Origin of the sequence: Candidatus Accumulibacter contiguus (assembly GCF_012940005.1) — a bacterium.
GTDB lineage: Bacteria > Pseudomonadota > Gammaproteobacteria > Burkholderiales > Rhodocyclaceae > Accumulibacter > Accumulibacter contiguus.
Map to the genome: position 1 here is coordinate 24,244 of NZ_SPMX01000058.1, position 22,177 is coordinate 46,420.

The 22,177-nt window shown below is 60.0% G+C and carries 20 protein-coding genes; 9 read left to right on the forward strand and 11 right to left on the reverse strand.

Annotated features, from left to right (window positions below):
• The 3 genes from hslO to E4Q08_RS17780 are packed head-to-tail and all read right to left on the reverse strand — an operon-like array spanning window position 1 to window position 2,485.
• Complete coding sequence (gene hslO, locus E4Q08_RS17770) at window positions 1–870, reverse strand: Hsp33 family molecular chaperone HslO (RefSeq protein ID WP_034912931.1); 870 nt, start codon at window positions 868–870, stop codon at window positions 1–3.
• Window positions 871–886: 16 nt separating this feature from the next.
• Window positions 887–1,984: a quinolinate synthase NadA gene (gene nadA / locus E4Q08_RS17775; RefSeq protein WP_169071339.1), complete on the reverse strand. Its 1,098-nt coding sequence runs from the start codon at window positions 1,982–1,984 to the stop codon at window positions 887–889.
• 51 nt (window positions 1,985–2,035) lie between these two features.
• Window positions 2,036–2,485 (reverse strand): rhodanese-like domain-containing protein, encoded by a 450-nt coding sequence (locus E4Q08_RS17780; RefSeq protein WP_169071340.1) that lies wholly within the window; start codon window positions 2,483–2,485, stop codon window positions 2,036–2,038.
• A gap of 302 nt (window positions 2,486–2,787) precedes the next feature.
• Here E4Q08_RS17780 and glnA point away from each other — a divergent pair, with 302 nt between their 5' ends.
• The 9 genes from glnA to E4Q08_RS17825 all read left to right on the forward strand — a co-directional run bounded on the left by glnA (window position 2,788) and on the right by E4Q08_RS17825 (window position 12,508).
• Window positions 2,788–4,203, forward strand: coding sequence for a type I glutamate--ammonia ligase (glnA, locus tag E4Q08_RS17785; RefSeq protein WP_169071341.1), 1,416 nt, complete (start codon window positions 2,788–2,790; stop codon window positions 4,201–4,203).
• Window positions 4,204–4,375: 172 nt separating this feature from the next.
• The gene (locus tag E4Q08_RS17790) at window positions 4,376–4,867 is read left to right on the forward strand and encodes a DUF4124 domain-containing protein (RefSeq protein ID WP_034914681.1); all 492 of its coding nucleotides are present in this window, start codon (window positions 4,376–4,378) and stop codon (window positions 4,865–4,867) included.
• Between the two features lie 26 nt (window positions 4,868–4,893).
• Window positions 4,894–5,973: a nitrogen regulation protein NR(II) gene (gene glnL, locus E4Q08_RS17795; RefSeq protein ID WP_372703798.1), complete on the forward strand. Its 1,080-nt coding sequence runs from the start codon at window positions 4,894–4,896 to the stop codon at window positions 5,971–5,973.
• Window positions 5,974–6,033: 60 nt separating this feature from the next.
• The gene (ntrC, locus tag E4Q08_RS17800; RefSeq protein WP_169071342.1) at window positions 6,034–7,464 is read left to right on the forward strand and encodes a nitrogen regulation protein NR(I); all 1,431 of its coding nucleotides are present in this window, start codon (window positions 6,034–6,036) and stop codon (window positions 7,462–7,464) included.
• 38 nt (window positions 7,465–7,502) lie between these two features.
• A complete protein-coding gene (locus E4Q08_RS17805; protein ID WP_169071343.1) occupies window positions 7,503–8,318 on the forward strand; it encodes a biotin--[acetyl-CoA-carboxylase] ligase in 816 nt (271 codons plus the stop codon).
• Complete coding sequence (locus tag E4Q08_RS17810) at window positions 8,315–9,031, forward strand: type III pantothenate kinase (RefSeq protein WP_169071344.1); 717 nt, start codon at window positions 8,315–8,317, stop codon at window positions 9,029–9,031. The genes E4Q08_RS17805 and E4Q08_RS17810 overlap by 4 nt, the downstream gene beginning before the upstream one ends.
• A gap of 30 nt (window positions 9,032–9,061) precedes the next feature.
• Window positions 9,062–9,466 (forward strand): DUF350 domain-containing protein, encoded by a 405-nt coding sequence (locus E4Q08_RS17815; protein WP_211203478.1) that lies wholly within the window; start codon window positions 9,062–9,064, stop codon window positions 9,464–9,466.
• Window positions 9,467–9,537: 71 nt separating this feature from the next.
• Window positions 9,538–10,569, forward strand: a complete 1,032-nt coding sequence (locus tag E4Q08_RS17820; protein WP_169071345.1) for an SPFH domain-containing protein — start codon at window positions 9,538–9,540, stop codon at window positions 10,567–10,569.
• Between the two features lie 34 nt (window positions 10,570–10,603).
• Window positions 10,604–12,508, forward strand: coding sequence for a DUF4178 domain-containing protein (locus tag E4Q08_RS17825; RefSeq protein ID WP_169071346.1), 1,905 nt, complete (start codon window positions 10,604–10,606; stop codon window positions 12,506–12,508).
• Between the two features lie 287 nt (window positions 12,509–12,795).
• Here the strand turns inward: E4Q08_RS17825 and E4Q08_RS24995 are convergent, their stop codons facing one another.
• The 8 genes from E4Q08_RS24995 to E4Q08_RS17865 all read right to left on the reverse strand — a co-directional run bounded on the left by E4Q08_RS24995 (window position 12,796) and on the right by E4Q08_RS17865 (window position 21,469).
• Window positions 12,796–13,500: a PEP-CTERM sorting domain-containing protein gene (locus tag E4Q08_RS24995; RefSeq protein ID WP_308240166.1), complete on the reverse strand. Its 705-nt coding sequence runs from the start codon at window positions 13,498–13,500 to the stop codon at window positions 12,796–12,798.
• A gap of 269 nt (window positions 13,501–13,769) precedes the next feature.
• A complete protein-coding gene (locus E4Q08_RS17835; protein WP_169071347.1) occupies window positions 13,770–14,849 on the reverse strand; it encodes an MFS transporter in 1,080 nt (359 codons plus the stop codon).
• Window positions 14,850–14,929: 80 nt separating this feature from the next.
• Window positions 14,930–15,271 (reverse strand): methyl-accepting chemotaxis protein, encoded by a 342-nt coding sequence (locus E4Q08_RS17840; RefSeq protein WP_169071348.1) that lies wholly within the window; start codon window positions 15,269–15,271, stop codon window positions 14,930–14,932.
• 148 nt (window positions 15,272–15,419) lie between these two features.
• On the reverse strand, window positions 15,420–16,859 hold the full coding sequence (locus tag E4Q08_RS17845) for a lipopolysaccharide biosynthesis protein (protein ID WP_169071349.1): 1,440 nt from the start codon (window positions 16,857–16,859) through the stop codon (window positions 15,420–15,422).
• A 132-nt stretch (window positions 16,860–16,991) separates the two neighbouring features.
• Window positions 16,992–17,765 carry a class I SAM-dependent methyltransferase gene (locus E4Q08_RS17850; protein WP_169071350.1) on the reverse strand — a complete coding sequence of 258 codons (774 nt, stop codon included), beginning with the start codon at window positions 17,763–17,765 and terminating at the stop codon, window positions 16,992–16,994.
• A 156-nt stretch (window positions 17,766–17,921) separates the two neighbouring features.
• A complete protein-coding gene (locus E4Q08_RS17855; protein WP_169071351.1) occupies window positions 17,922–18,899 on the reverse strand; it encodes a polysaccharide deacetylase family protein in 978 nt (325 codons plus the stop codon).
• Window positions 18,896–20,200, reverse strand: coding sequence for a putative O-glycosylation ligase, exosortase A system-associated (locus tag E4Q08_RS17860; RefSeq protein ID WP_169071352.1), 1,305 nt, complete (start codon window positions 20,198–20,200; stop codon window positions 18,896–18,898). The genes E4Q08_RS17855 and E4Q08_RS17860 overlap by 4 nt, the downstream gene beginning before the upstream one ends.
• Window positions 20,201–20,344: 144 nt before the next feature.
• Window positions 20,345–21,469 carry a glycosyltransferase family 4 protein gene (locus E4Q08_RS17865; protein WP_169071353.1) on the reverse strand — a complete coding sequence of 375 codons (1,125 nt, stop codon included), beginning with the start codon at window positions 21,467–21,469 and terminating at the stop codon, window positions 20,345–20,347.
• Between the last annotated feature and the right edge of the window lie 708 nt (window positions 21,470–22,177).

The window sequence follows — 22,177 nt, forward strand, 5'->3', positions numbered from 1 at the left end:
TCAATGCAGCGTCGGTGACGTCGTCTGCAACGCATCGCTGAAGAGGGAGTCGATGGCCGGCGCGTCGAAACGGTACTCCCGATTACAGATGTCGTCCTTGATGAGCACTTCGCCATGCTCCCGCAGGACGGCATAGACTTCAGCGGGGCCGAGCGAACGTAGCAGGAAACGCACTTTTTCCCAGTCCTCGGGGCAGTTGTGGACGACGATCCGCGCCGGAAAAAGGCGAACGGTTTCTTCCGGAAAGAGGCGGCGCAGCAGTTCCTCGGCAGGCAGCGACAAGAGTTCCGCAGTCTTTACCGTGGCTGCCAGCGCCTCGACGCGCGCCCAGCCGTCCGCGTCGCGCTGATCGGCAGATGGCAATTTCTGCAAGAAGAGTCCGGCCGCCGCGCTGGAAGAAGCAGCCAGAAAGAAGCGCGCAGGCAATTGTTCCGACTGCCCGAGGTAGTGCTCGAAGACCTCGGCGATGCTCTCGCCGTCGAGTGGCACGATGCTCTGATAGGGCTCACGCATCGACGGCATGTCGAGCGAGAGCAGCAACTGGCCGTCGCCGAGCAGTGCCGGAACGGAATGTTCCTCCGGTTGTGTTGCACACCTGGCCATGCCGCGAATCTGCAACTGCTCGTCGCAGTCGATGACCAGCAGCGACACCGGGCCGTTTCCACGCATCTGGATCGTCAACCGGCCAGGTTGCTTGAGCTTGTCGCCGAGCAGCAAAGTAGTGGCGCTCATTTCCCCGAGCAATCGGCGAACCGGCGCCGGGTAGTCGCGATTCTCGATCATTTTCCGCCACGCCGGTCCGAGGCGAACGACGGCGCCAAGGATGTCGAGATCGTCGAGCAGAAAGCGGCTCAGGTAGTCGTCGAGCATGTTTCCGGATCAGATCTCAAGAGACAGCGAGCATTCTTTCCAGCGCCAGCTTGGCGAGTGCCCGCTCATGCTCGGGCACCGTGATCTGGTTGACCACCTGGCCATCGGCCAGGTTCTCGAGCGTCCACGCCAGATGCTGCGGGTCGATGCGCTGCATCGTCGAGCACATGCACACCGTCGGCGCCATGAACTGCACGATCTTGCCCTCCTGCCGGACTTCTTCGGCGAGACGGTTGACCAGATTGAGTTCGGTGCCGACCAGCCAGCGCGTGTTTGGCCGGGCCTCCTTGACCGTTCTCACGATGTGTTCGGTCGAGCCGACGAAATCCGATTGCCGGCAGACCTCGAAGCTGCATTCCGGGTGGGCGATGACCAGGCCGTCGGGATGCTGATTGCGAAAACGCAGGATGTGCGCTGGCTGGAACATCTGATGGACCGAGCAATGGCCTTTCCAGAGCAGCAGTCTTGCTCGCCGGATCTGCTCGGCGGTGAGGCCGCCCATTTCGAGATCGGGGTCCCAGACCATCATCTCGTCGAGCGCGATACCCATCTGAAAGCCGGTCCAGCGCCCGAGGTGCTGGTCCGGAAAGAAGAGAATCTTCTCGCGACGCGCAAACGCCCAAGCCGCAATCGTGCCGGCATTCGACGAGGTGCACACGATGCCGCCGCGTGCGCCACAGAAGGCCTTGAGATCGGCCGCCGAGTTGATGTAGGTCACCGGCGTGACCTGTTGATCCACGTCGAGCACTTCGCCGAGCTCGCGCCAGCAGCGTTCGACCTTGGCCAGATTGGCCATGTCGGCCATCGAGCAGCCGGCTGCCAGGTCAGGCAGGATGGCGATCTGCTCGGGCTTCGACATGATGTCGGCGACTTCGGCCATGAAATGCACGCCGCAGAAAACGATGTAGCGGGAATCGGTCTGTGAGGCGAGGCGAGAGAGTTTCAGCGAGTCGCCGGTAAGGTCGGCGTATTGATAAACATCGGCGCGCTGATAGTGGTGACAGAGCAGCACGACTTCCTTGCCGAGGCGCGCGCGCGCGGCACGAATGCGCTGATGACAGGCATCGTCCTGCAACTGGTTGAATTTGTCGAAGTGGATGGTCGCGCTTTGCATGATGGTGGTACTCGAATCGATGTCAGGAAAGCCAGGCCGAGCTGGCAGCGTTCAGCTATGCCAGGGCAGGCCGGCGTGACGCCAGCCGCCGATCTTGCCCCGCTGGCCGCTGGCGTCCTTGTCCCCCTCGAAGCCCTCGAGCACATTGTAACAGTCGCGCGGCGTGGCCTGGCTGACCAGCGCGGCCGCTTGGTGCGAACGCGCGCCGCTGCGGCAGATGAACATCAGCAGGGCTTCGCGATCGGTCTGCTGCGTCAGTTGCGCCAGGAAATGACTGTTGGGCCGGTTCTCGGGGTAGCTCATCCACTCGATCTCGACGGCGCCGGGGATGCGTCCGACCCAATCCCATTCGGCACGCGTGCGCACGTCGACCAGTTTGGCGCCGGGCGCCAGTTGCCAGACCTTGTACGCCTCCTCCGGCGTCAGTGCACCCGCGTACGGGAGGCCAAGTTCGCGCCCGCGTTCGTGGGCGAGTTGCAGCAGATCGGTCAATTTTCCCATGGTGTCCGCTAAAGTATCTGTTGAAGGACGCCCGACAAGACGCCCGATAAAGCTCGGAGTATAAATCACTTGAATCGTTCGCAGGGCGGGCTGCTTTCTTCTGTAACGCACCGTTGCAGTGCGTGGATCGATTTGGCGCACCGCCGTGGTGCAATGAAAAAACCTCAAGAACGCGCCAGAACCTTGTGGCACAATGAAAATCCACCGGGACAGTGATTGGCACGTTTTTCTGCTAATCCCCCCCGCACCCCTATTTTTCTACTATCGCCGGCGAGCCCGGCACCTCTTCAGGAGATTTTGCAATGGCAAGCCCGCAAGATGTAATCAACATGGTCAAGGAAAACGAGGCGAAGTTCGTTGACTTCCGCTTCACCGATACGCGTGGCAAGGAGCAGCACGTGACGGTGCCGGTCAGCGCTTTTGGCGAGGACAAGTTCGAGAACGGCCACGCTTTCGATGGTTCGTCAATCGCTGGCTGGAAAGGGATTCAGGCTTCGGACATGCAGTTGATGCCCGATCCGAGCACCGCTTATGTCGACCCCTTTTTCGATGAGACCACCGTGGTCATCACCTGCGACGTGGTCGATCCGGCGGACGGCCGCGGTTACGACCGCGACCCACGTTCGATTGCCAAGCGCGCCGAAGCCTATCTCAAGTCCAGCGGCATTGGTGACACCGCCTACTTCGGACCCGAACCCGAGTTCTTCATTTTCGATTCGGTATCGTGGAGCGTCGACATGTCCGGTTGCACCCTGAAGATTTTCTCGCAGGAAGCGGCTTGGACGAGTGGCGAAAAGAGCGAGAGTGAGGGCGGCACGGGTCACCGTCCCGGGATCAAGGGCGGCTATTTTCCGGTGCCACCGGTCGACAGTCTGCACGACATCCGTTCGGCGATGGTGCTGACGCTCGAGTCGGTCGGGGTGCCGGTTGAAGTGCATCACCACGAAGTCGCGACCGCCGGCCAGTGCGAGATCGGCACCCTGTTCAGCACGCTGGTCAAGCGCGCCGACTGGACGCAGGTACTCAAGTACGTGGTTCATAATGTCGCGCATCAGTACGGCAAGACCGCGACCTTCATGCCGAAGCCAATCGTTGGCGACAATGGTTCGGGCATGCATGTCCATCAGTCGATCTGGAAGGATGGCAAGAACCTGTTTGCCGGCAACGGTTACGCCGGTCTGTCGGAAATGGCGCTGTTCTACATCGGCGGCATCGTCAAGCACGCCAAGGCACTGAACGCGATCACCAACCCCGGTACCAATTCGTACAAGCGCCTGGTGCCGCACTACGAAGCGCCAGTCAAGCTGGCTTACTCGGCCAAGAACCGTTCGGCTTCGATCCGCGTGCCGCATGTGGCCTCCGACAAGGCCAGACGTATCGAGACCCGCTTTCCGGACCCGATCGCCAACCCCTATCTGTGCTTTTCCGCCTTGTTGATGGCCGGTCTGGACGGTATTCAGAATCGTATTCACCCTGGCGATCCGGCAGACAAGAACCTCTACGATCTGCCGCCCGAAGAGGATGCCAAGATCCCGACCGTTTGCGCCAGCCTGGAAGAAGCGCTCGAATCGCTGGACAAGGATCGTGAATTCCTGACCCGTGGCGGAGTCTTTTCCGATGACTGGATCAGCGCCTTTATCGAACTCAAGATGGACGAGGTCAACAAGGTGCGCATGACCACTCACCCGGTCGAATTCGAACTGTACTACAGCTGCTGATCGGGCAGTGCAGGGAGGAGGACGGGCTTGCCCGTCCTTTTTTTGTCTACCGATCGTCCGCCCACCGCGTTAATATTGGCTCGATCCATCTCTTGCCGTCGCCTGATGTTCAGGATGAGGCTTGCCAGTTTTCCTTCGCGAGGGCTGGCTGCGACAAAGGAATACGACGACGATGAAACTGCCAGCCCTGTGTCTTTCGATTGCACTGCTCACGACAGTGTCGGCGTATGCGCAGGACATCTACAAATGTGCCGATCCCGACGGGCGGGTCACCTACTCGAACGTGCCGACCAGGAGTTGCCGGAAACTCGTCCTCGATCCGGTCAACCTGGCGCCGGCTCCGGCGGCCAGGCCGCCGGCTGCGGCAGCGAAAACGCCGACGCCAGGCAATTTCCCGAAGGTGGACGAGCAGACGCAGAAGTCGCGCGACGGCGATCGTCGACGCATCCTCGAGAATGAACTGGCGGCAGAGCTGAAGAATGCCGAACAGGCGAAGAAGGACCTTGCCGAACAGGAAGGCATCATTCTGCCGAGTGAACGCATGCAGGGTGGGGCGATCAGTGGTGGCAAGGTGCAGGAACGGCTGCAGGCCTACAAGGACAAGGTTGCCTTGCACCAGCGCAATGTCGAGGCCATCCAGAAAGAAATCACCAATCTGCGCTGATCGTCAGGGTCTGTTGCCGCCCCTCCATGCCGATGCCTGAAATTCAGGGACATCCCTTTGCCGGGCTGGATCTGCTGTCGTCGGCGGTGGTGCTGCTCGACGCGAGCCTGGCCATCCGCTACCTGAATCCGGCAGCCGAGAACCTGCTGGCGATCAGTAACAAGGTCTTTGCCGGCTGTCCGCTGGAAAACGTCATGGAGTGCCCGCCGAAACTGCTGGCAGCGCTCGACAGCGTTCTCAACCAGGGCTGGGGCTACACCGGGCAGAAAATCGGCTTGCGGCTGGTGGGTGGCGAGGTCTTGCAACTGAACTGCACGGTCAACCCGGTCGATTCCCCGGAAGCCAGCCTCCTGGTCGAATTGTGGCCAATCGATCAACAGTTGCGAGCGACGCGGGAAGAGCGCCTGGTCGAGCAGCAGCATGCCAATCGCGAGTTGATACGCAACCTGGTGCACGAAATCAAGAACCCGCTCGGCGGTATCCGTGGTGCGGCGCAACTGCTGGAGCGCGAACTCAACAATCCGGGTCTGCGCGAGTACACACAGGTGATCATCAAGGAGGCCGACCGCCTGCAGGATCTGATGCGGCGCCTGCTGTCGCCGCATCGCCCGATGCAGCCGGGACCGGTGAACATTCATGAAATCCTGGAACGTGTGCGCAGCCTGTTGACTGCCGAATTTCCGACCATCCTGAGCGTTTGTCGCGACTACGATACCAGCCTGCCGGAACTGGTCGGTGATCGGGAACAATTGATCCAGGTCTTCCTGAACATCGCCAGGAATGCAGCGCAGGCAATTCGCCGGCAAGCGGACGGGAGTGTCGCCGCACCGGGGCAGATCACGCTGCGTACCCGTGCCGCGCGCCAGGTCACTTTGTTCAAGCGCAGATACCGGCTGGCACTCGAAGTGCAGGTGGTCGACGATGGCCCGGGGATTTCCGAGGACATTCGCGAACGTATGTTCTATCCGCTGGTTTCCGGTCGCGAGGGCGGTAGCGGCCTCGGGCTGACACTGGCGCAGAGTTTTGTGCAACAACACCAGGGGACGATTGATTGTGAAAGCAAGCCGGGCCATACCTGTTTCACGATTCGCCTGCCGCTCGTCTGAACCGGCTGGCAGGTTTCTTGCTAGCAAGCAATGATAATTGACAAGCTGCCTGAGGAATCGATGAAACCGGTCTGGATCGTTGACGACGATAAATCAATTCGCTGGGTTCTCGAGAAGACCCTGGCGCGTGAAAAAATCGCTTTCCAGAGCTTTGCCTCGGCGACTGAAGCGCTGGCGCAACTAGACGCCGGCGGCGAAGCACCACAGGTGCTGGTTTCCGACATCCGCATGCCGGGTCAGTCGGGACTGGAATTGTTGCAGTTGTTCAAGGAACGCTTCCCGACTCTGCCAGTGATCATCATGACCGCTTACTCCGACCTGGAGAGTGCGGTGTCGGCGTTTCAGGGGGGGGCTTTCGAATACCTGCCGAAACCCTTCGACGTCGATCAGGCTCTGGAACTGATTCGGCGGGCGATTGGTGAAAGCATGCACCAGAGTGGTGCACCCAACGAGGAGGGATTGACGCCGGAAATTCTCGGCCAGGCACCGGCGATGCAGGAAGTCTTCCGCGCCATTGGTCGCCTGAGTCAATCGAGCGCGACCGTTCTGATTACCGGCGAGTCGGGTTCCGGCAAGGAACTGGTGGCGCGCGCAGTGCATCGCCACAGTCCGCGTGCCGACAAGCCCTTCATCGCCATCAATACCGCGGCGATTCCCCGCGACCTGCTCGAATCCGAACTCTTCGGTCATGAACGCGGCGCCTTTACTGGTGCGGCGGCGCAGCGACAGGGCCGTTTCGAGCAGGCCGAAGGGGGGACGCTGTTCCTCGATGAAATCGGTGACATGCCAGCAGAATTGCAGACACGGCTGTTGCGCGTGCTGTCGGACGGACATTACTATCGAGTCGGTGGCCATTCGCCGTTGAAAACCAGGGTTCGCATCATTGCCGCGACGCATCAGAACCTCGAAGCGAGAGTCAGCCAGGGACTTTTTCGCGAGGATCTCTTTCACCGCCTGAACGTGATCCGCGTGCGCCTGCCGAGCCTGCGCGAACGACGCGAAGACATTCCGATCCTGGCGCGCCACTTTCTGCACCGGAGCGCGCAGGAACTCGGCGTTGAAGGCAAGCGCTTTTCGGATGCTGCCCTGAAGCATCTGTGTTCGCTCGATTTTTCGGGGAACGTGCGGCAACTCGAGAATCTCTGTCACTGGCTCACGGTGATGGCGCCGGGGCAACTCCTGGAACTTGCCGATCTGCCGCCAGAACTGCGTGAGGCCGTGCCGGCGACGCCGGCCAACGACTGGGAAAGTGCGCTGGCGAACGAGGTTGAACGCCTGTTGGGCAGCGACCCGGGGCAGGTACATATGAAGTTGACGCACGCTTTCGAACGTGTCCTGATCAACCGTGCGCTGGCCCATACCGGTGGGCGGCGAATCGAGGCCGCGCAGGCACTCGGCATCGGCCGTAATACCATCACCCGCAAGATTCAGGAACTTGGCCTCGACAGCAGCGGCGCGAGCGAAGATCGGGAAGGTTCATCCGCACGATAATCGGCGATAATGGCGGCCTTGCCTGTGATGACGAAACCATGGACCATGCCTGCCGCCCTTGCCAGATCGATGCTGCCCGCCTGAGTCTGCTGCTCGGCCCGGCGCAGTGCCGCTTCACGGTCGAGACACTGCGCGAGTGCAGCTCGACCAGTACTTTGCTGCTCGAACGCGCCCGTCAAGGAGCCCCCAGTGGTGCGCTGCTGGTTGCCGATCAGCAGACGGCCGGACGTGGTCGCCGCGGTCGTAGCTGGCTGTCGTCTCCGGAAGCCGGTCTGACCTTCTCTCTTTTGTGGCATATCCCCGGGGACATGGCGCGGCTGGCGGGACTGTCGCTGGCGGTTGGCGTCGCTGTCGCACGTTCGCTCGAAGCCTGTGGCGTCGCCGGTGTCGGACTGAAATGGCCAAACGACATCCTCCTCGACGGCGGTAAGGTCGGCGGCATCCTGATCGAACTGGAGGCCACGCCGGGAGGCATGCTGGCGGTGATCGGCATCGGCCTCAATCTGCAAATGCCTGCCGTCGGCGCAGAGGAACTGCAGGAATTCCTGCATCGCCCGGCAGCACTGGCACAGCGCTTGTCGCCGGTGCCCGAGCGCCACCAATTGCTGGCGCAATTGCTGCTCGATCTTGCCGCCGTTCTCGACGACTTTTCCGCGACGGGTTTCCCCGCGCTGCGCAGCGAATGGCAGGCGCGTCATGTCTGGCAGGATCGTCAGGTGCGTCTGCTCAACGGCGGGCTGCTGGACCGCGAGGGGATCTGTCTCGGCGCCGATGCCGACGGCGCACTCCTGCTACTGACGGCGAACGGAGTCGAGCGCTGCCTGTCCGGCGATCTGTCGCTGCAGGTGGCATGAACATCGCCATCGACGCCGGCAATAGCCGCATCAAATGGGGCGTCCATGACGGCAGCCGGTGGCTGGACAACGGCGCGCTGGCGACCGCCGATGTCGCCTGGTTGAGCGAGGCCGCCGACGAATGGCCGGTGGCGCGGGTGGTGATCTGCAACGTCGCCGGCAGCGAGGTCGCTACAAGCATCACGGCTCTCCTCGCCGGGCGGCACTCCCAGGTCTCGTTCCTGCACGCCAGCGCCGAGGCCTGCGGCGTGCGCAATACTTACGAACATCCCCGGCAACTCGGTGCCGACCGCTGGGCGGCGCTGATCGGTGCGCGCGCCTTGCTCGGCAGCGCCTGCCTGGTGGTCTGTGCCGGAACGGCGACGACCGTCGACCGGCTAGATGCGGCCGGAGTGTTTCGCGGCGGGCTGATCCTGCCGGGTTACGACCTGATGCGGGCGGCGCTGGCGAGCAACACCGCGCAGTTGCCGCTCGCCGATGGCGTTTTTCGCAGCGAGCCACGCAACACCATGGACGCCATCGTCAGCGGCTGCCTGCAGGCGCAGCTCGGCGCCGTCGAGCGGATGTTTTCGGCAATCGCCACCGAGCCCGGCGCCCGCTGCCTGTTGACCGGTGGCGCCGCCGCGCGTCTCGCAGCACACCTGTGTATCCCCTTCCAGTTGATCGACCATCTGATCCTCAGCGGACTGGTGCGCTATGCCGAATCCCTTTGATCCCTTGCGCCTGTAGACAGGAGACGCCGCATGCCGACCCACCTCTTGACGACCCTGCCCGCCTTTCTCGCCTACTTCGCCGTGGCAATGGGTTTGCTGGCGCTGTTCCTGCTGATCTACCTGAATGTCACGCCGTACCACGAGGTGACGCTGATTCGCACCGGCAACGCCGCGGCAGCGGTCAGCCTGGCAGGTGCGCTGCTGGGTTTCGCGATGCCGGTGGCCAACGTCATTGCCCATAGCGATACCCTGGTCGACCTCGCCTGCTGGGGAGCGATCGCCGGCGTCATCCAGATCCTGGCCTATCTGGTGGCCCGTTTGACACTGCCGCAACTCCATCAGGACATCCCGGCCGGACGCATCGCACCGGCGATATTTCTGGCGGCCGTTTCGCTCAGCATCGGCCTGATCAACGCCGCCTGCATGACCTACTGACCGATCCACCCCATCCCCCGGTGCTCGCCAGCGCAGCGCCGGCTTGCCAACCTTGTGATCAGGAGATTGCCATGGCGCTCATGGACTTCATCAAGAAACAGTTCGTCGATGTCATTCACTGGACGGAAGACGGCGATGGCGTGCTCGCCATGCGCTACCCGATGCAGGACTTCGAAATCCAGTATGGGGCGCAGCTGACGGTACGCGAGTCGCAGATGGCCATCTTCGTCAATGAAGGGCAGATTGCCGACGTTTTCGGACCTGGTCGCTACCGATTGACGACCAGCACCCTGCCGCTGCTGACCAACCTCAAGAACTGGGACAAGCTCTTCGAATCGCCCTTCAAGTCGGACGTCTATTTCTTTTCGACCCGCCTGCAGCTCGACTGCAAATGGGGAACGCCGAATCCGATCACCATTCGCGACAAGGATTTCGGAATGGTGCGGATGCGCGCTTTCGGCATCTACTCGTACCAGCTGAGCGATGTGCGCAAGTTTCACAGCGAGATTTCCGGTACGCGTGCGCAATACACCGTCGTCGACCTCGATGGCCAGTTACGCAATCTGGTGATCAGCTCGATGACCGACCTGTTCGGCGAATCGGGCCTGCCTTTCATCGACATGGCCGCCAACCAGGACGAACTGAGCCGGACCCTCAAGGGCAAGCTGGCAAGCGTTTTCGAACGCTACGGGCTGACGCTCGACAGCTTTGTCGTCCAGAATGTATCGCTGCCCGAGGAACTGCAGAAGATCCTCGACAGCCGCATCGGCATGAACATGCTCGGCGACCTTGGGCGCTACACGCAATACCAGGTGGCCAACAGCATTCCGCTGGCGGCGCAGAACGAGGGAGGCATTGCCGGCATCGGTGCCGGTCTCGGTGCCGGACTCGGCATCGGCCAGACGATGACGGCGGTGATGGCGCAGACCATGCCGGCCGGGACCGCGCCGGCGGTGCAGCCGGCAGCATCGGCAAGCGCTGCCGGCAATGCCGACGAACTCGTCGCGACGCTCGAAAAGCTGCATGGCCTGGTCGCCAAGGGAATCCTTTCACAGGCCGAGTTCGACGCCAAGAAGGCCGAATTGCTCGGCAAGCTGGTGTGAGCGCCGGCTAGGAGCAGGTGCCGGCCGTTCGCTCATGAAGACCGCCCGCTGCCCGTCCTGCGGTGCACCGGTCGCTTTCCGGTCGGCGACCTCGATCTATGTCGTCTGTGAGTTCTGTCGCAGTACCCTGCTGCGCAGCGGCGAGGATCTGCAGAACCTCGGCCGCATGGCCGAACTGCTCGAAGATCGCTCGCCGATCCAGATCGGCAGCACCGGCACTTTCCGCAAGCACCCGTTCACGGTCATCGGCCGCATCCAGTTGCAATACGAAGCCGGGATCTGGAACGAATGGCACCTCCTCTTCGACGACGGGCGCACGGCATGGCTGGCCGAAGCCGCCGGCGAGTGGCTGGTCAGCGCGCAGGTCGCGGTCAGCGACCCGCTGCCGGCATTCGCGGCACTGGTGCCGGAGATGCCGGTCATCCTCGACGGACGCACCTTCACCGTCAGCAATCTCGTCACTGCCCGCTGCATCTCCGGGCAGGGCGAGCTGCCGTTCAAGGTCGCTGCCGGCTACGATGTCCATAGCGCCGACCTGCGCGGGAACAATCGCTTCCTGACCATCGACTACAGCGAGACCCCGCCACTGGTCTTCGTCGGCCAGGCCGTTGCCTTTGCCGATCTCCAGCTCGCAAACCTCAAGGAGCCGGACGATCAGGCTGCCGGCGCTGCGCCACAGGTCGCTGCGCGCGCCTTCAATTGCCCGCACTGTGCGGCGCCACTGTGCATCCATTCGCCAGCCATCGAAAGCGTCGCCTGCGACAGTTGTGGATCGATCATCGGCGTCGACAACGAAAACTTCAAACTCCTGGCCAAGGCCGCGCAGGCGCTGCGCGAAGTGCCCTGGCTGCCGCTCGGAAGCCGGGGCAAGCTGGGCGACAGCGAATGGGAAGTGATCGGTTTCATGCGCCGCAGCAGCAGCTCGCAGGGCAGCGATGCGGTGTGGTCGGAATACCTGTTGTTCGACGGGCAGCAGGGTTTCGCCTGGCTGATCGAAGATCAGGGACACTGGAACTATGCGCGCACACTTTCCAACCCACCCTCGGTCGGCAGCGGGCAGACGAAGTTCAAGTATCAAGGGAACGAGTTCAAGCGCTACAACCATGGCTCGGCCGAAGTGATCTATGTCGTCGGCGAGTTCTACTGGCGGGTTGCCGTCGGTGAGACCTGTACCGTCGACGATTATGTCTGTCCGCCGCGAATGTTGTCGCGCGAGGTGACGGCGAAGGAAGCGAACTGGTCGCAGGCCGAGTATCGGCCGGCCGACGAGATCCGTACTGCTTTCGGCGTCAAGGCGCCGCCACCCCGCCAGATCGGAGTCTATGCCAACCAGCCGAACCCGCTGCTGGAAACACATCGCCGCGCTTGCCGACTGTTCTGGCAACTGGCGCTGGCAGCGACCGTCGTGCAGCTCGTTTTCTTGCTGTTCTTCGCGTCACAATCGGTACTCAAGCAGCGCATCGTGCTTTCGCCACAGAACGAAGAGGCGACGCTGAGCAGCCAGGAATTTGTCCTCAAGAGCCGCGCACGCGCGCTGCAGGTCCGCCACAGCACCGATGTCGCCAACAACTGGCTGTCGGTGAACACCACCCTGGTCGAGAAGAACAGCGGCGAGGCCTACCAGGGAATGCAGGAAATCAGCCACTACCAGGGCGTCGATGACGGCGAGAGCTGGTCCGAGGGTTCGGCGTCCGACGAAATGGTGTTCACGGCCGTGCCGGCAGGCACCTACTACCTGGTCATCGAGTACGAACTCGGGAAAGACAATGTGTCGGCAGTGGTCGACACCCTGGAGGTCATCCGTGACCCGGTGGGCTGGTCGAACTATGTGCTGCTGCTGATCTTCCTGGTGATCTTCCCCTTGTGGTCGCGTTGGCGCAAGGGTTCCTTCGAGGCACGGCGCTGGAACGAGAGCGACCTGGGTGGCGAGGCAGACTGAGGTGCGATTGCCATGATCAGGAGCAACTGGATCGCCGGCCTGCTGGCATTGTTTTTTTTTCTCGTATGCCCAGTATCAGGGCTGGAGTCTCTTTGCCCAGGATGCCGCCACCCAGACCGCGCGCGTCGCCGGCGGCGGACGCAGCTATCACAAATAATAGGTGTTCTGTTTGCTGGTGTTGGATTTCCTATCCTTCAAGAACCCCTGACAATGCGCGAAGTCGACCACTGCAAATAGGAATCCCCATCATGAAAGGGCGGCACCCGCAGCCGCCCCGATTGATCCGTTCAGACTGCGCGCAACGGATATGCTGGCGTACGGCGTCGACGAAACAGACCCATTCCCGCGAGGCCGGTGCCCAGCAGTGCGAGAGATGCCGGTTCCGGAACTGCGATGCCATCGAAGGAGACTTCTCCCACCATGATCCAGGGGTAGTCCGAGGCCGCCTGCTGGAAGAACTGCAGGTCCACACTCGACCCGGTGATGCTCAGTCCCGAGAACGTGTAGGCACGCGGTGCCGGATTGCCATCCAGCGCAATCGCATAGTTGGTCGCATCCACCGAGATCGAGGAGGGATGCCAGACGCCACCCGCGCCTGCCGAGTTGTCCACCCAGACAGTAACCGAGTTGATCGTGACCATACCGCCAAAGTCGAACGTCACCACCGGGTTGTTTTGAGCAAAGGCCTGGCTACGGTCCCAGCCTACCCAGGGAGTTTGTTCGCCGTACTGATTCCAGTTGAGCGCGGGCGAGACGCCATCGGTGAGCTTGCCGGTACCGCCACTCAGGAGAGCATTGGTCGTGTCACAAACGCCGGCGCAGGACGAATAGGTGAAATCGCGATAGTTGTAGCTGCCGTGTGCACCGTTGTTCATCGAGTAGCTGGAGACCGTCAGTGGCGCAGCCACGGCTGCAGCCGGGATCAGTACAAGGGCGAAAATTGCGGAGCTGGCCGCCATGGCACGCAGGGTAGGATTCTCAAGGGGTTGCACGTTCGGTTCTCCCGGTCTCGTAGTTGATACCTTACGAATGGATTGTTGAATGGATACAAAATATTCAGGACGGCAACAGATGTTAAGCAAGAAACGCGCCTTTCTGGTAATTGTTATTTTCTACAACAACTTGCGCGCAATTCCGCGGCACGGCGAAGAACACGATGTAAGATTTTTCGACACCTCGCGGTTCGGCATTGGCAACGCAGGGGAATGCCGGCCTGAGCACACGGGGTTCCAGAGTCATTCGCCAGGCGCTTGGCGCAGATTCAGTTGAAATCCCGGATACGCACTTCTTCGCGAGGCGGCGCACCGCGCTCGACCGTCACGCGCAGAATGTCGATCGTCCGGCCGTCCTGGGTGGCGACGATGAAACGCCAGTCGCCGGGTGCTGGATTGAGTACCCATGAGTAGCCACGAAAGCCGCGATCGCGGCCGCCGGTGCTCTGGAAAGGCCGGCGGTAGACCAGCCGCCAGCCAGCGGCTGCATGGACTTCCCAGCGGTGTTCGAGGGCCGCCGTCACGCCGAGTGGAGCGAACACCGCCGATACGCCGTACAGACGGCCACCTTCCGGCACATGCACGGTGCTCGCCTGATCGCGCCACCATTGCCACCACGCCGCCCGCTCGATTTGCAGCGTGTAACTGCCGTCCGCCTGCACGAACTCCTGTCCGACCGCCATTTGCCGCTTGACCAGCGGCACCGGCGCAATCATGTCGAGGCTGAAGGCCAGCGTCAACAGTGCAGCCAGGCTCCAGGCCGGACCGCTGCGTCCCGGTCGTCCCGGCGCCAGCCAGCGCAGGAGCAGCGTCAGGAGCAGGCCGGCGGCTGTCGATGCGTAGAACCAGAGGGGATTCAGGCTGCCCAGGGCATGCGGCAGCGCGAAATTGAAGAGCAGGATCGCATTCAGCGCAAACAAGGCCCAGGTCAGCGTGAAGCGCTGCCCGTAGTGGTCGCCGGCAAACTCGTTGCCGATCAGGAGGGCACCGAGAAAGGCCGCGGTGAGCCAGGTGCCGAGGTGTCCGGAACTCTTGAAGTAGAGAATGAAAAGCGCCGAGAAAATCCCACCGAAAAAGAACTGCAGCAGGAGATAGGGTGCCTGCCAGATGAGCGAGCGGAAGCGGCCGCGCAGCGACTTCTCGGCCTCCGGTGCCGCGACCCCGCGCTCTTCCCGGCGCGCCAGCCAGAGCGTCAGCAGCGCGGCGCCGAACAGGAAGGCACCCAGGCGCCAGAAATCGACGACCCGGATGCGCTGGCCGATGGTCAGCGCATCCCAGACGAAACCGCCGAGAAAGGCGGCCACCGGATAGAATTGCCGCAGGAAATTCCAGACCTGGATCGAATTCATGGAACCCTTTGCCCATCGGCAGGCCGGCAATGCGCACGCTCCCGTTCGTTCACCGCTGCTCCACTCTTGCCGGACGCCGCCTACGTGACCCGGAAATAGGCAAGCTGAGCGCGCAAATCGCTGGCCATGGCGTCGAGTTCGGCGGCGCTGTCGGCGTTCACGTGCATGATCGCCGTCGTCTCTTCGGCCATCTGCGATACCTGTTCGACGTTGCGAGCGATATCGTTGGCAGCAATCGCCTGCTCGTGGGTCGCGTGCGCCACTTCGCCGGCACGGCTGCGCGATTCGGCGGCTTCCCCGCTGATCGACTGCAGCATCCCGGCGACCGCATGGACTTTGGTGAGGGCACGGTCGGTCTTCGGCGTCACTTCCTGCATGCCATCGACCGTCTGCCGGGTTTCACTCTGGATCTGCTCGATCACAGCGAATTGAAACCACGCACGGTGAACGAATCATTCATTCTGTTTTCTCTCCCTCGAAAAGTGGCAAAGTGTAGCTTGATCCTGCAATGGATAACGGTTACATCCAGTTTGCCGTGGAATACGCAGCTACAAAGGGGCGAAACCTTTTTCAGGTCGCACGGCGATGGAACAAGTTCTTGGCTTCGCTTATTCCTGCACGATTCATCGCGAAAGAAAAAACCACATAGGCGATAATCCCGACGGCAATCAGCACCATCAGATTGGCAAGTGCTGACCACGGGAGGATCTGGCGAACAAGCGCCACCGAGGCATACATCAGTCCGCACGCCATAGCTGGTCTGGCCAGTGTGCTCGCTATTTCCTTCCCTGTAAGATCCATGTACTTGCAGGCTCTCAGCAGATTGAAAAGGAATACCGCTGGGAACGTCAGCAGCCATGCCAGACTCAGGCCTGTCAGGCCGAACTGAGTTCCCAGCGCAAATGCGCCGCACATGACTGCCGCTGTGATGCAGGTAATTCTGAAACTAGCATCTGCACGCCCTACAGCCTGCAAGCCGGCATGCATGATCGGCGACAGAACACGCAACGGCATGATGAGACATAGCAGGGCAAGAGGGAAGGCAGCTTCCATCCATTTCTCGCCGAGTAGTGCCTGGACGAGTTCCGGAGAAATACTGGACATGCCCCACATCACAGGAAAAGATACGAAGCTGATGCCCCGCATCCCTTTCAGAAGATAGGGTCCCACAGATTCACCACCCCGTTTAACCTGTGATAAGGATGGGTAGACGATCTGGTTCAGGATTGCCGAGAGTCGAGAAGCAGGCAAAGAGGCCAGATCCATGGACACCGAATAAACTCCCAAATCGTGCTTTCCTAAAAACTTGCCGACAATGAACACATCCGCCTGTGAATACAATAACCAGACCAACTGGGTGCCGGCAACATTGAATCCGAAATTAAACATGCTGCCACAGCCGGAAAATCTGAAGACAGGCATTCCCGAAAATGGATGGGCAATATTCAGGCCGATTGCCCGGATTACGGTCTGAAAGACACTGCCCCACGCCAAAGCGAACACACCGTACCCCAGATAAGCCATGACCAGCGTGACTAGTGCACCCCCGATGGCTGAAACAAGATCGGTGATCGCCCTGCCGCGAAACTTCATTTCCCGGTTGAGCAACGCGGAGGGTACTACAACAAACGCTGCCGGAAGGAATTGCAGCGCAATGACCTGCACGACCAGTTGCAGCCGATCATCGCCGAAAAAACCTGCGGCAACGGGAGCAACCAACACCTCCATCAAGAGACACGCGACACTATTGGACAAAACGACAATGCCGAAAATCTGCCGAATCTGTAGCAGCGACAAGTCTTTGCTTTGCACCAGCGCTGGTCCGAGCCCGATTTCCGCAATCATCGCGAGCATAGTGCTAAAGATGCTCGCCAGTGCCATCAGTCCATAATCTTCTGGATTGAGGAGTCGTATGACAAATATCGTTATCGCCCAGGTAAACCCTTGCGAGGCCAGGCGCCCAAATACGGTCCATTTGAGTCCCGTCAGAACTTGCGTACGAAGGTTCACCACTTGCAATCTCCAGTGACTGGCATTCGCACATAGTCGAGTAGCATCAACATGACGAAACGGTCATGACTTTTCATGATCGGGGTGTCCGGAAAGGGTGTCCGGAAAAGTAACGACAGTTTGCGGGACTGGCTATCGGATTCGTTGCTGTTGTTCTAGCTTTCGTTTTTCAAACAGGACATGAACCCAGTTCGGATGTTGTTTCAGGAATGGAGCCTGCACGCTCCTTGCGTAAAAAGCAGCCCTTGCAAAAATCTTCTGCATCAGGCTCCGCTCAGTTGGCTCTTTGAGAGGGGCACCGCAATGCACACAGGGTTCAGCTTGCGAGTACGTTCCATATGGATTTCCAGCCATGTCCATCAGTAGGCATGCAACAAAATTCGTATCCGTATCAGCTACCCCGACAAAGGACATTTTTGCGACCTCGCACTCTGGGAACAGGCTTCGCAATCGACTTTCGTCAAATCTGTTGACATGGCCCCAGGGAGGATTTTTCTTGCCACAGACATGGCACGTTGTACGACCAAGCCGGATGTCTTGTTTGTAGGGAACGCCTATCAGCACGTACCGGTTTGAAGTGCGACTCAACTCGCTACAAGCCTTACCAAGCAAGTTCGTAGGTATGTGCTCGAGCACTTCAGCGCAGAAGACAAGATCGAAATAGGCATCTGGAAAACTCAAGCCGGTAACATCGCCAGCCACGCATTCAATTCTTTCGTCGTCTATCCGGGGTTGTTCCAGATCCAGCGCTGTGACCCGAGTCCCACGCTCTGCCAATAGCTTCGAAAGGAAACCGTCTCTCGCACCGATATCCAGAGTATTTGCGATGTTGCCTGGCAACAGTCCCATTAGATCAGCGACTCTTTCTTGCTCTCTATCCGTATTTCGATAATCAGTTAGATCCATTACAACCCCTATAGCCGGTGATCAGTGGTCCCAGATGAGTCCTCCCAAATTCATGCGGCGGAATTCCTCAGCGTGCTGCTGTTGAAATATCGGAAGACTTGTTCAAGGATGCTCATGAGCATTGGTAGCCGATAAGATCCTCTCCCGACTCCATTCTCAATCGGCGAGCTGTCCCGATCGCAATCGTGGATTTTGCCACAGATTCTTGACGAGTCTTGCTCCGAAGCGAAAGCGAGTCTGATCCCACGGGGTGAAACGCGGCAGTTGCATCCGATCGCTTGCCGCATCGGCAACTCCCCAAGCGGTTGTCAGTGCGGCGTCGAAATCCAGGCTGCGAATGATTTCTACATCCTCGGCCCTGTAATCGAGACTTGGCTTCCCATTGGGGTAGGCAAACAAACCCACTCGCTCCTGCAGTAAGGACTCCAGAAATCGCTTGCTCTCGATCATTTCGGTATAGACCTCGGCGGGTTTCTGCCTGGCGAGGATCGGGTGCGTGACGGTGTGCGCCCCAATCGACATGCCGGCTCGGCGCATCATCTTCACTTGTCGAGAGGTCAGCATCAGGTCCGATGGCAAGCTGCCGCCGGCCACTGATGCGAGGTAATCGACTGCCTTGAGGCGTTCTGGCGCTTCCCGATACTTGACGGCATTCAGGATGCTCATGATCGCCTGACGAACGGCGGCAGCGGAGTTCAACTCATGCACACCAAGGCCTTCTCCCGAAAGATCAAGCTTCGTTTTGCCGCAATGGCGAACAGTCTCGATGATCGAGTCATTCCACATCCGGCCACCATCGAGATAACCCGTGGCGATAAAGAAGGTGGCGGTCAAACCATGCGACTGGAGAACCGGCATTGCCACAGTGAAATTATCGGCGTACCCGTCATCGAAGGTAATCGCTGCAGCCCTCGGTGGCAGCGAGTGCTCATTCAAGCGAGTTATCGCCTGGTCGAGAGGAAGCACATTGAACCATTCCTTCAGCCACCTGATGATTTGCTCAAACTCTGCCGCATCAGGATCCCAGTTCAGAACCGGATCCCGGTGCGCGAGAACGCGATGAAAAATCAGGATCGACAGGCGTCCGCCTTGCCCGCCAGGCGATAGAACACGAGCCAGTGCTTTCACGATCATTTCAGTGCCTGCTGCGTCTCTACAGAAAGAGAAGAACTGGCAGACCCAAACACGCCTGCTGCCTGAGATCCACTTTCCCTCAGCCAGCGTTGAGTGACCACGAGGACGACCAGAATATTGTAAGGCAAGTCAAAATAGGCGAGGCTCAGGAATGTCCCTCCGACAAGGTAACCAACCAGGGCAACCTGACACATCCCGGCGAGTTGATAGACCCACAGCACCTCGGGTCGATTTCTGGTCTGCTTGCGCAGTTGCCCAGCGACGCGAAGAGTCAGCACCCAGATCAGAACGAACAGCGACAGGCCGATGTAGCCATGCTCTCCGAGGACGGAGAAATAGATACTGTGTGCGGCTCGGATCACGGTGACTCCCGGCTGGGCATACATCCCGCCGGTCGCCCAATCATACATCGCAAACCCAGCACCCGTTGGTCGATGGTTGGCCACATTGATGGCCGTCTGCCAGGCCTCCAGCCGTCCCATCGAAGACTCGTCTTGCTCATACGTTTGTATCGTCGCCATACGCCGTTCCCATGAGTCAGGCATGAAAACAAGCAGCGCAGTAGCGACAGCAAGGATCATCAAGCCACCCAGCATCTTTCGATCGGCGCGATACCATAACACCAGGCCCATGGCGGAAATCGCCAAGAGCCCTCCCCGCGATTGCGTCCCCAAGGCTGCGATCGCGCACAGCAACATCAGCACCAGCAGGCCGAAACGCACTTTGGGGTGGGTGGAAACCGTCCGCAAATAGTTCATCAGAGGAACGACCATGATTAGGGCGACAGCACATGCGTTGTTGTCCTCGAAAAACCCGCCTGGAGGCCCCCATACCCTCTGCGATCCCCCAGTCAGAATGGTAAAAATCCCGCCCTTGAAACCGAAAAAACCGACCGAGAGCACATTGACCCAGAGAAACAGCTCGATATGTTTCCGCTCGTGCAAGGCCATCAAGGCGATGCCAGTCATCAACTGGATTTTCAAGATTTTGTTGAGCTGAACCCAGGACCCTGCCGGATCGAATGCGAAAGCAGTAGTCAGACATATCCATATGACAAACGCAAACAGCACGCCCACCGGCGGACTCCACGCCATGCGCAGTTTATCGCGCGTAGTCAGCAACGAAATCAACACCGTACCCGCTGCTGCAGCGGCAAGCGGCAGTTCGGTGGCAAAGCCAAAAGCCAGCTTGTGCGGGTTCATCACACTGAGCCACGTCCACAACATCACGCCAACCCAGGTATGACGAAACACAAAGGGCAGGACTGCCAGGACGATGCTCACTACCAGCAAGTCACGCATGCGAGCTTTCCGAACGCCTGTCGGGGCGCGGCTCTGCCACGGCCTGACGTTCCACATTGGCCCGCCCATGATCCAGATGGGCGCTGGGAGAACTGTCCCCAGCCGCCCTTTCCTTCCTCTGCTTCACGATCCGGGGAGGCAAACTCAAGATTCCCTCCTCTCGCCAGCAACGCGGCGATACGTGTCCAGCCACTGGGCTCGTACCCGCGTCCAAGCAAATCGCTCGGCTTGTCTCAGGCCGGCCTGCCTCAGACCTGCGGCCAGAGAAGCGTCCTGTAAAACACGCAGAAGTTCTCGTGCCATGGCCTCGTGATCACCGATTGGGACCAGCAGGCCGGAAACGCCCTGCTCAATCATGTCCGGGATCCCGCCCGCACAGGTACTCACTACCGGAACACCACTTGCAAATGCCTCGAGGATCGAGATCGGCATGTTGTCTACGGTACTCGGATTGAGCAGGCAATCCGCAGTGGCGTACAGTGCCGGGATATCCGAGTTTTCAATGCGACCGGAAAAGCGCACACGCTCCTGCAGGCCCAACTCCGCAACCAGCGCCTGCAAGCGAAACAGTTCCGGGCCACTCCCGGCAACGGTCAGCCGGGCCCGCGGAAAGGTGGGCAGTATACGCGCGAAGGCACGTATTGCTGTCGGCATGTCGTACCAGGGTTCCAGATTACGGGTGACCACCAGATGCGGAGCATCACCGAAGGATCGCTGTGGAACCGGCGCAAAGCGCGAAAGATCAATGATGTTCGGGATTACTTCGGCAGTTAGTCCGTATCGGGAAAACACCCGCTGCAGGAATGCCGAAGGCGTGACTCGCAAGGATACCTTGGCCAGCATGCGGAGCACGTGTCGTGGCGCATGCGCCAAGAACTTGTCGGCATACCCACCCCGGTAGTTGATGATCACGGGAGTGTTGCGCAGATGCGCGATCCATATTGCCGGAGCTGCAATCAGATGCCATGCCCAGCCGGAATTGGCCAGAACATGCATCACCCCTGCTCGCCCGGCGGCCTGCCAGAGATGCAGCAGATATGGCAGAAGACGAAAGCCCGCGCGCACCACGGGCAGGCGGCCAATCCACTCAGGCCGATAGGGTGAATTGGTACGCACCAGCGCCACATCCAGGCCCTCGGCCCGCAGCAGGCGGACGAGCTGGTCGCATTGACCCGCCATGCCACCGGACGGCGGCGGTAGCGGTCCGACCACGCAAATCGCTGGCCAGCGTCCGTCGATGTCCAGAACCTGTCGCGTGTCACTAGCCATTGTCACATTCCCGACCCAGAAGCTGGTTGATGACAGAAGTTTTCAGTTTGCGTTCCTCTCTCTGACAACACATTGTGCGCACTCAGCCATGGAGTGAATTCCCTTAGAATATTCTGGCGAGGTATCTGCGACGAGGAAGTATGTCACGGGTCACGGGCAAGGGGTCAATGGGAACGTTATCGAAACAGCCTCTTGCTGCGCTTCTCGGGTCCATTTTTTGTATAGAATACACAGGCTTTGAAATTCATAGCAGTCAATCAACTGCAACCGATGAAGTTCCATGGGGCTCCATTTGTCCAGGGAAATGGGTACCGACGCAGTCGGTTTGCAAACCGTGTTGACGGTAGCCTGTATTTCGGGCTTGGGACCAGGACTACTCATTCCCAATAATCCCGTGTTACGCAAAGAGGCGCCAAGTCGCTTGGCCGCCACACGGTGACTGCGCTTCCGACCCCTTTGGCGCGTGCTGATCAGGTCTTCAACAACGCCACCGAACTGCAGCTGCAACTTTGGGTGAGTGCCTGATTGCACAAATATTAACAGGATAAGGCAGGTACTGAATGGCGAAGATTTGCGGCTTCATCAGCGATGACGTTCGACCCGAGGCGGTGGATGTGACGCTGCAGGCCATGCTGGGAACGATGAAACACGATGATCGGGAACATCGGGAGTTCTGTTTCCCGTTTGCGGGTGGCGGACTGGCCATAC

Bases quoted from the DNA above. Each gene is read 5' to 3' on its own strand.
- hslO (WP_034912931.1), bottom strand. From the start codon at position 870: ATGCTCGACGACTACCTGAGCCGCTTTCTGCTCGACGATCTCGACATC.
- nadA (WP_169071339.1), bottom strand. From the start codon at position 1,984: ATGCAAAGCGCGACCATCCACTTCGACAAATTCAACCAGTTGCAGGAC.
- E4Q08_RS17780 (WP_169071340.1), bottom strand. From the start codon at position 2,485: ATGGGAAAATTGACCGATCTGCTGCAACTCGCCCACGAACGCGGGCGC.
- glnA (WP_169071341.1), top strand. From the start codon at position 2,788: ATGGCAAGCCCGCAAGATGTAATCAACATGGTCAAGGAAAACGAGGCG.
- E4Q08_RS17790 (WP_034914681.1), top strand. From the start codon at position 4,376: ATGAAACTGCCAGCCCTGTGTCTTTCGATTGCACTGCTCACGACAGTG.
- glnL (WP_372703798.1), top strand. From the start codon at position 4,894: ATGCCGATGCCTGAAATTCAGGGACATCCCTTTGCCGGGCTGGATCTG.
- ntrC (WP_169071342.1), top strand. From the start codon at position 6,034: ATGAAACCGGTCTGGATCGTTGACGACGATAAATCAATTCGCTGGGTT.
- E4Q08_RS17805 (WP_169071343.1), top strand. From the start codon at position 7,503: ATGGACCATGCCTGCCGCCCTTGCCAGATCGATGCTGCCCGCCTGAGT.
- E4Q08_RS17810 (WP_169071344.1), top strand. From the start codon at position 8,315: ATGAACATCGCCATCGACGCCGGCAATAGCCGCATCAAATGGGGCGTC.
- E4Q08_RS17815 (WP_211203478.1), top strand. From the start codon at position 9,062: ATGCCGACCCACCTCTTGACGACCCTGCCCGCCTTTCTCGCCTACTTC.
- E4Q08_RS17820 (WP_169071345.1), top strand. From the start codon at position 9,538: ATGGCGCTCATGGACTTCATCAAGAAACAGTTCGTCGATGTCATTCAC.
- E4Q08_RS17825 (WP_169071346.1), top strand. From the start codon at position 10,604: ATGAAGACCGCCCGCTGCCCGTCCTGCGGTGCACCGGTCGCTTTCCGG.
- E4Q08_RS17835 (WP_169071347.1), bottom strand. From the start codon at position 14,849: ATGAATTCGATCCAGGTCTGGAATTTCCTGCGGCAATTCTATCCGGTG.
- E4Q08_RS17850 (WP_169071350.1), bottom strand. From the start codon at position 17,765: ATGGATCTAACTGATTATCGAAATACGGATAGAGAGCAAGAAAGAGTC.
- E4Q08_RS17855 (WP_169071351.1), bottom strand. From the start codon at position 18,899: ATGATCGTGAAAGCACTGGCTCGTGTTCTATCGCCTGGCGGGCAAGGC.
- E4Q08_RS17860 (WP_169071352.1), bottom strand. From the start codon at position 20,200: ATGCGTGACTTGCTGGTAGTGAGCATCGTCCTGGCAGTCCTGCCCTTT.
- E4Q08_RS17865 (WP_169071353.1), bottom strand. From the start codon at position 21,469: ATGGCTAGTGACACGCGACAGGTTCTGGACATCGACGGACGCTGGCCA.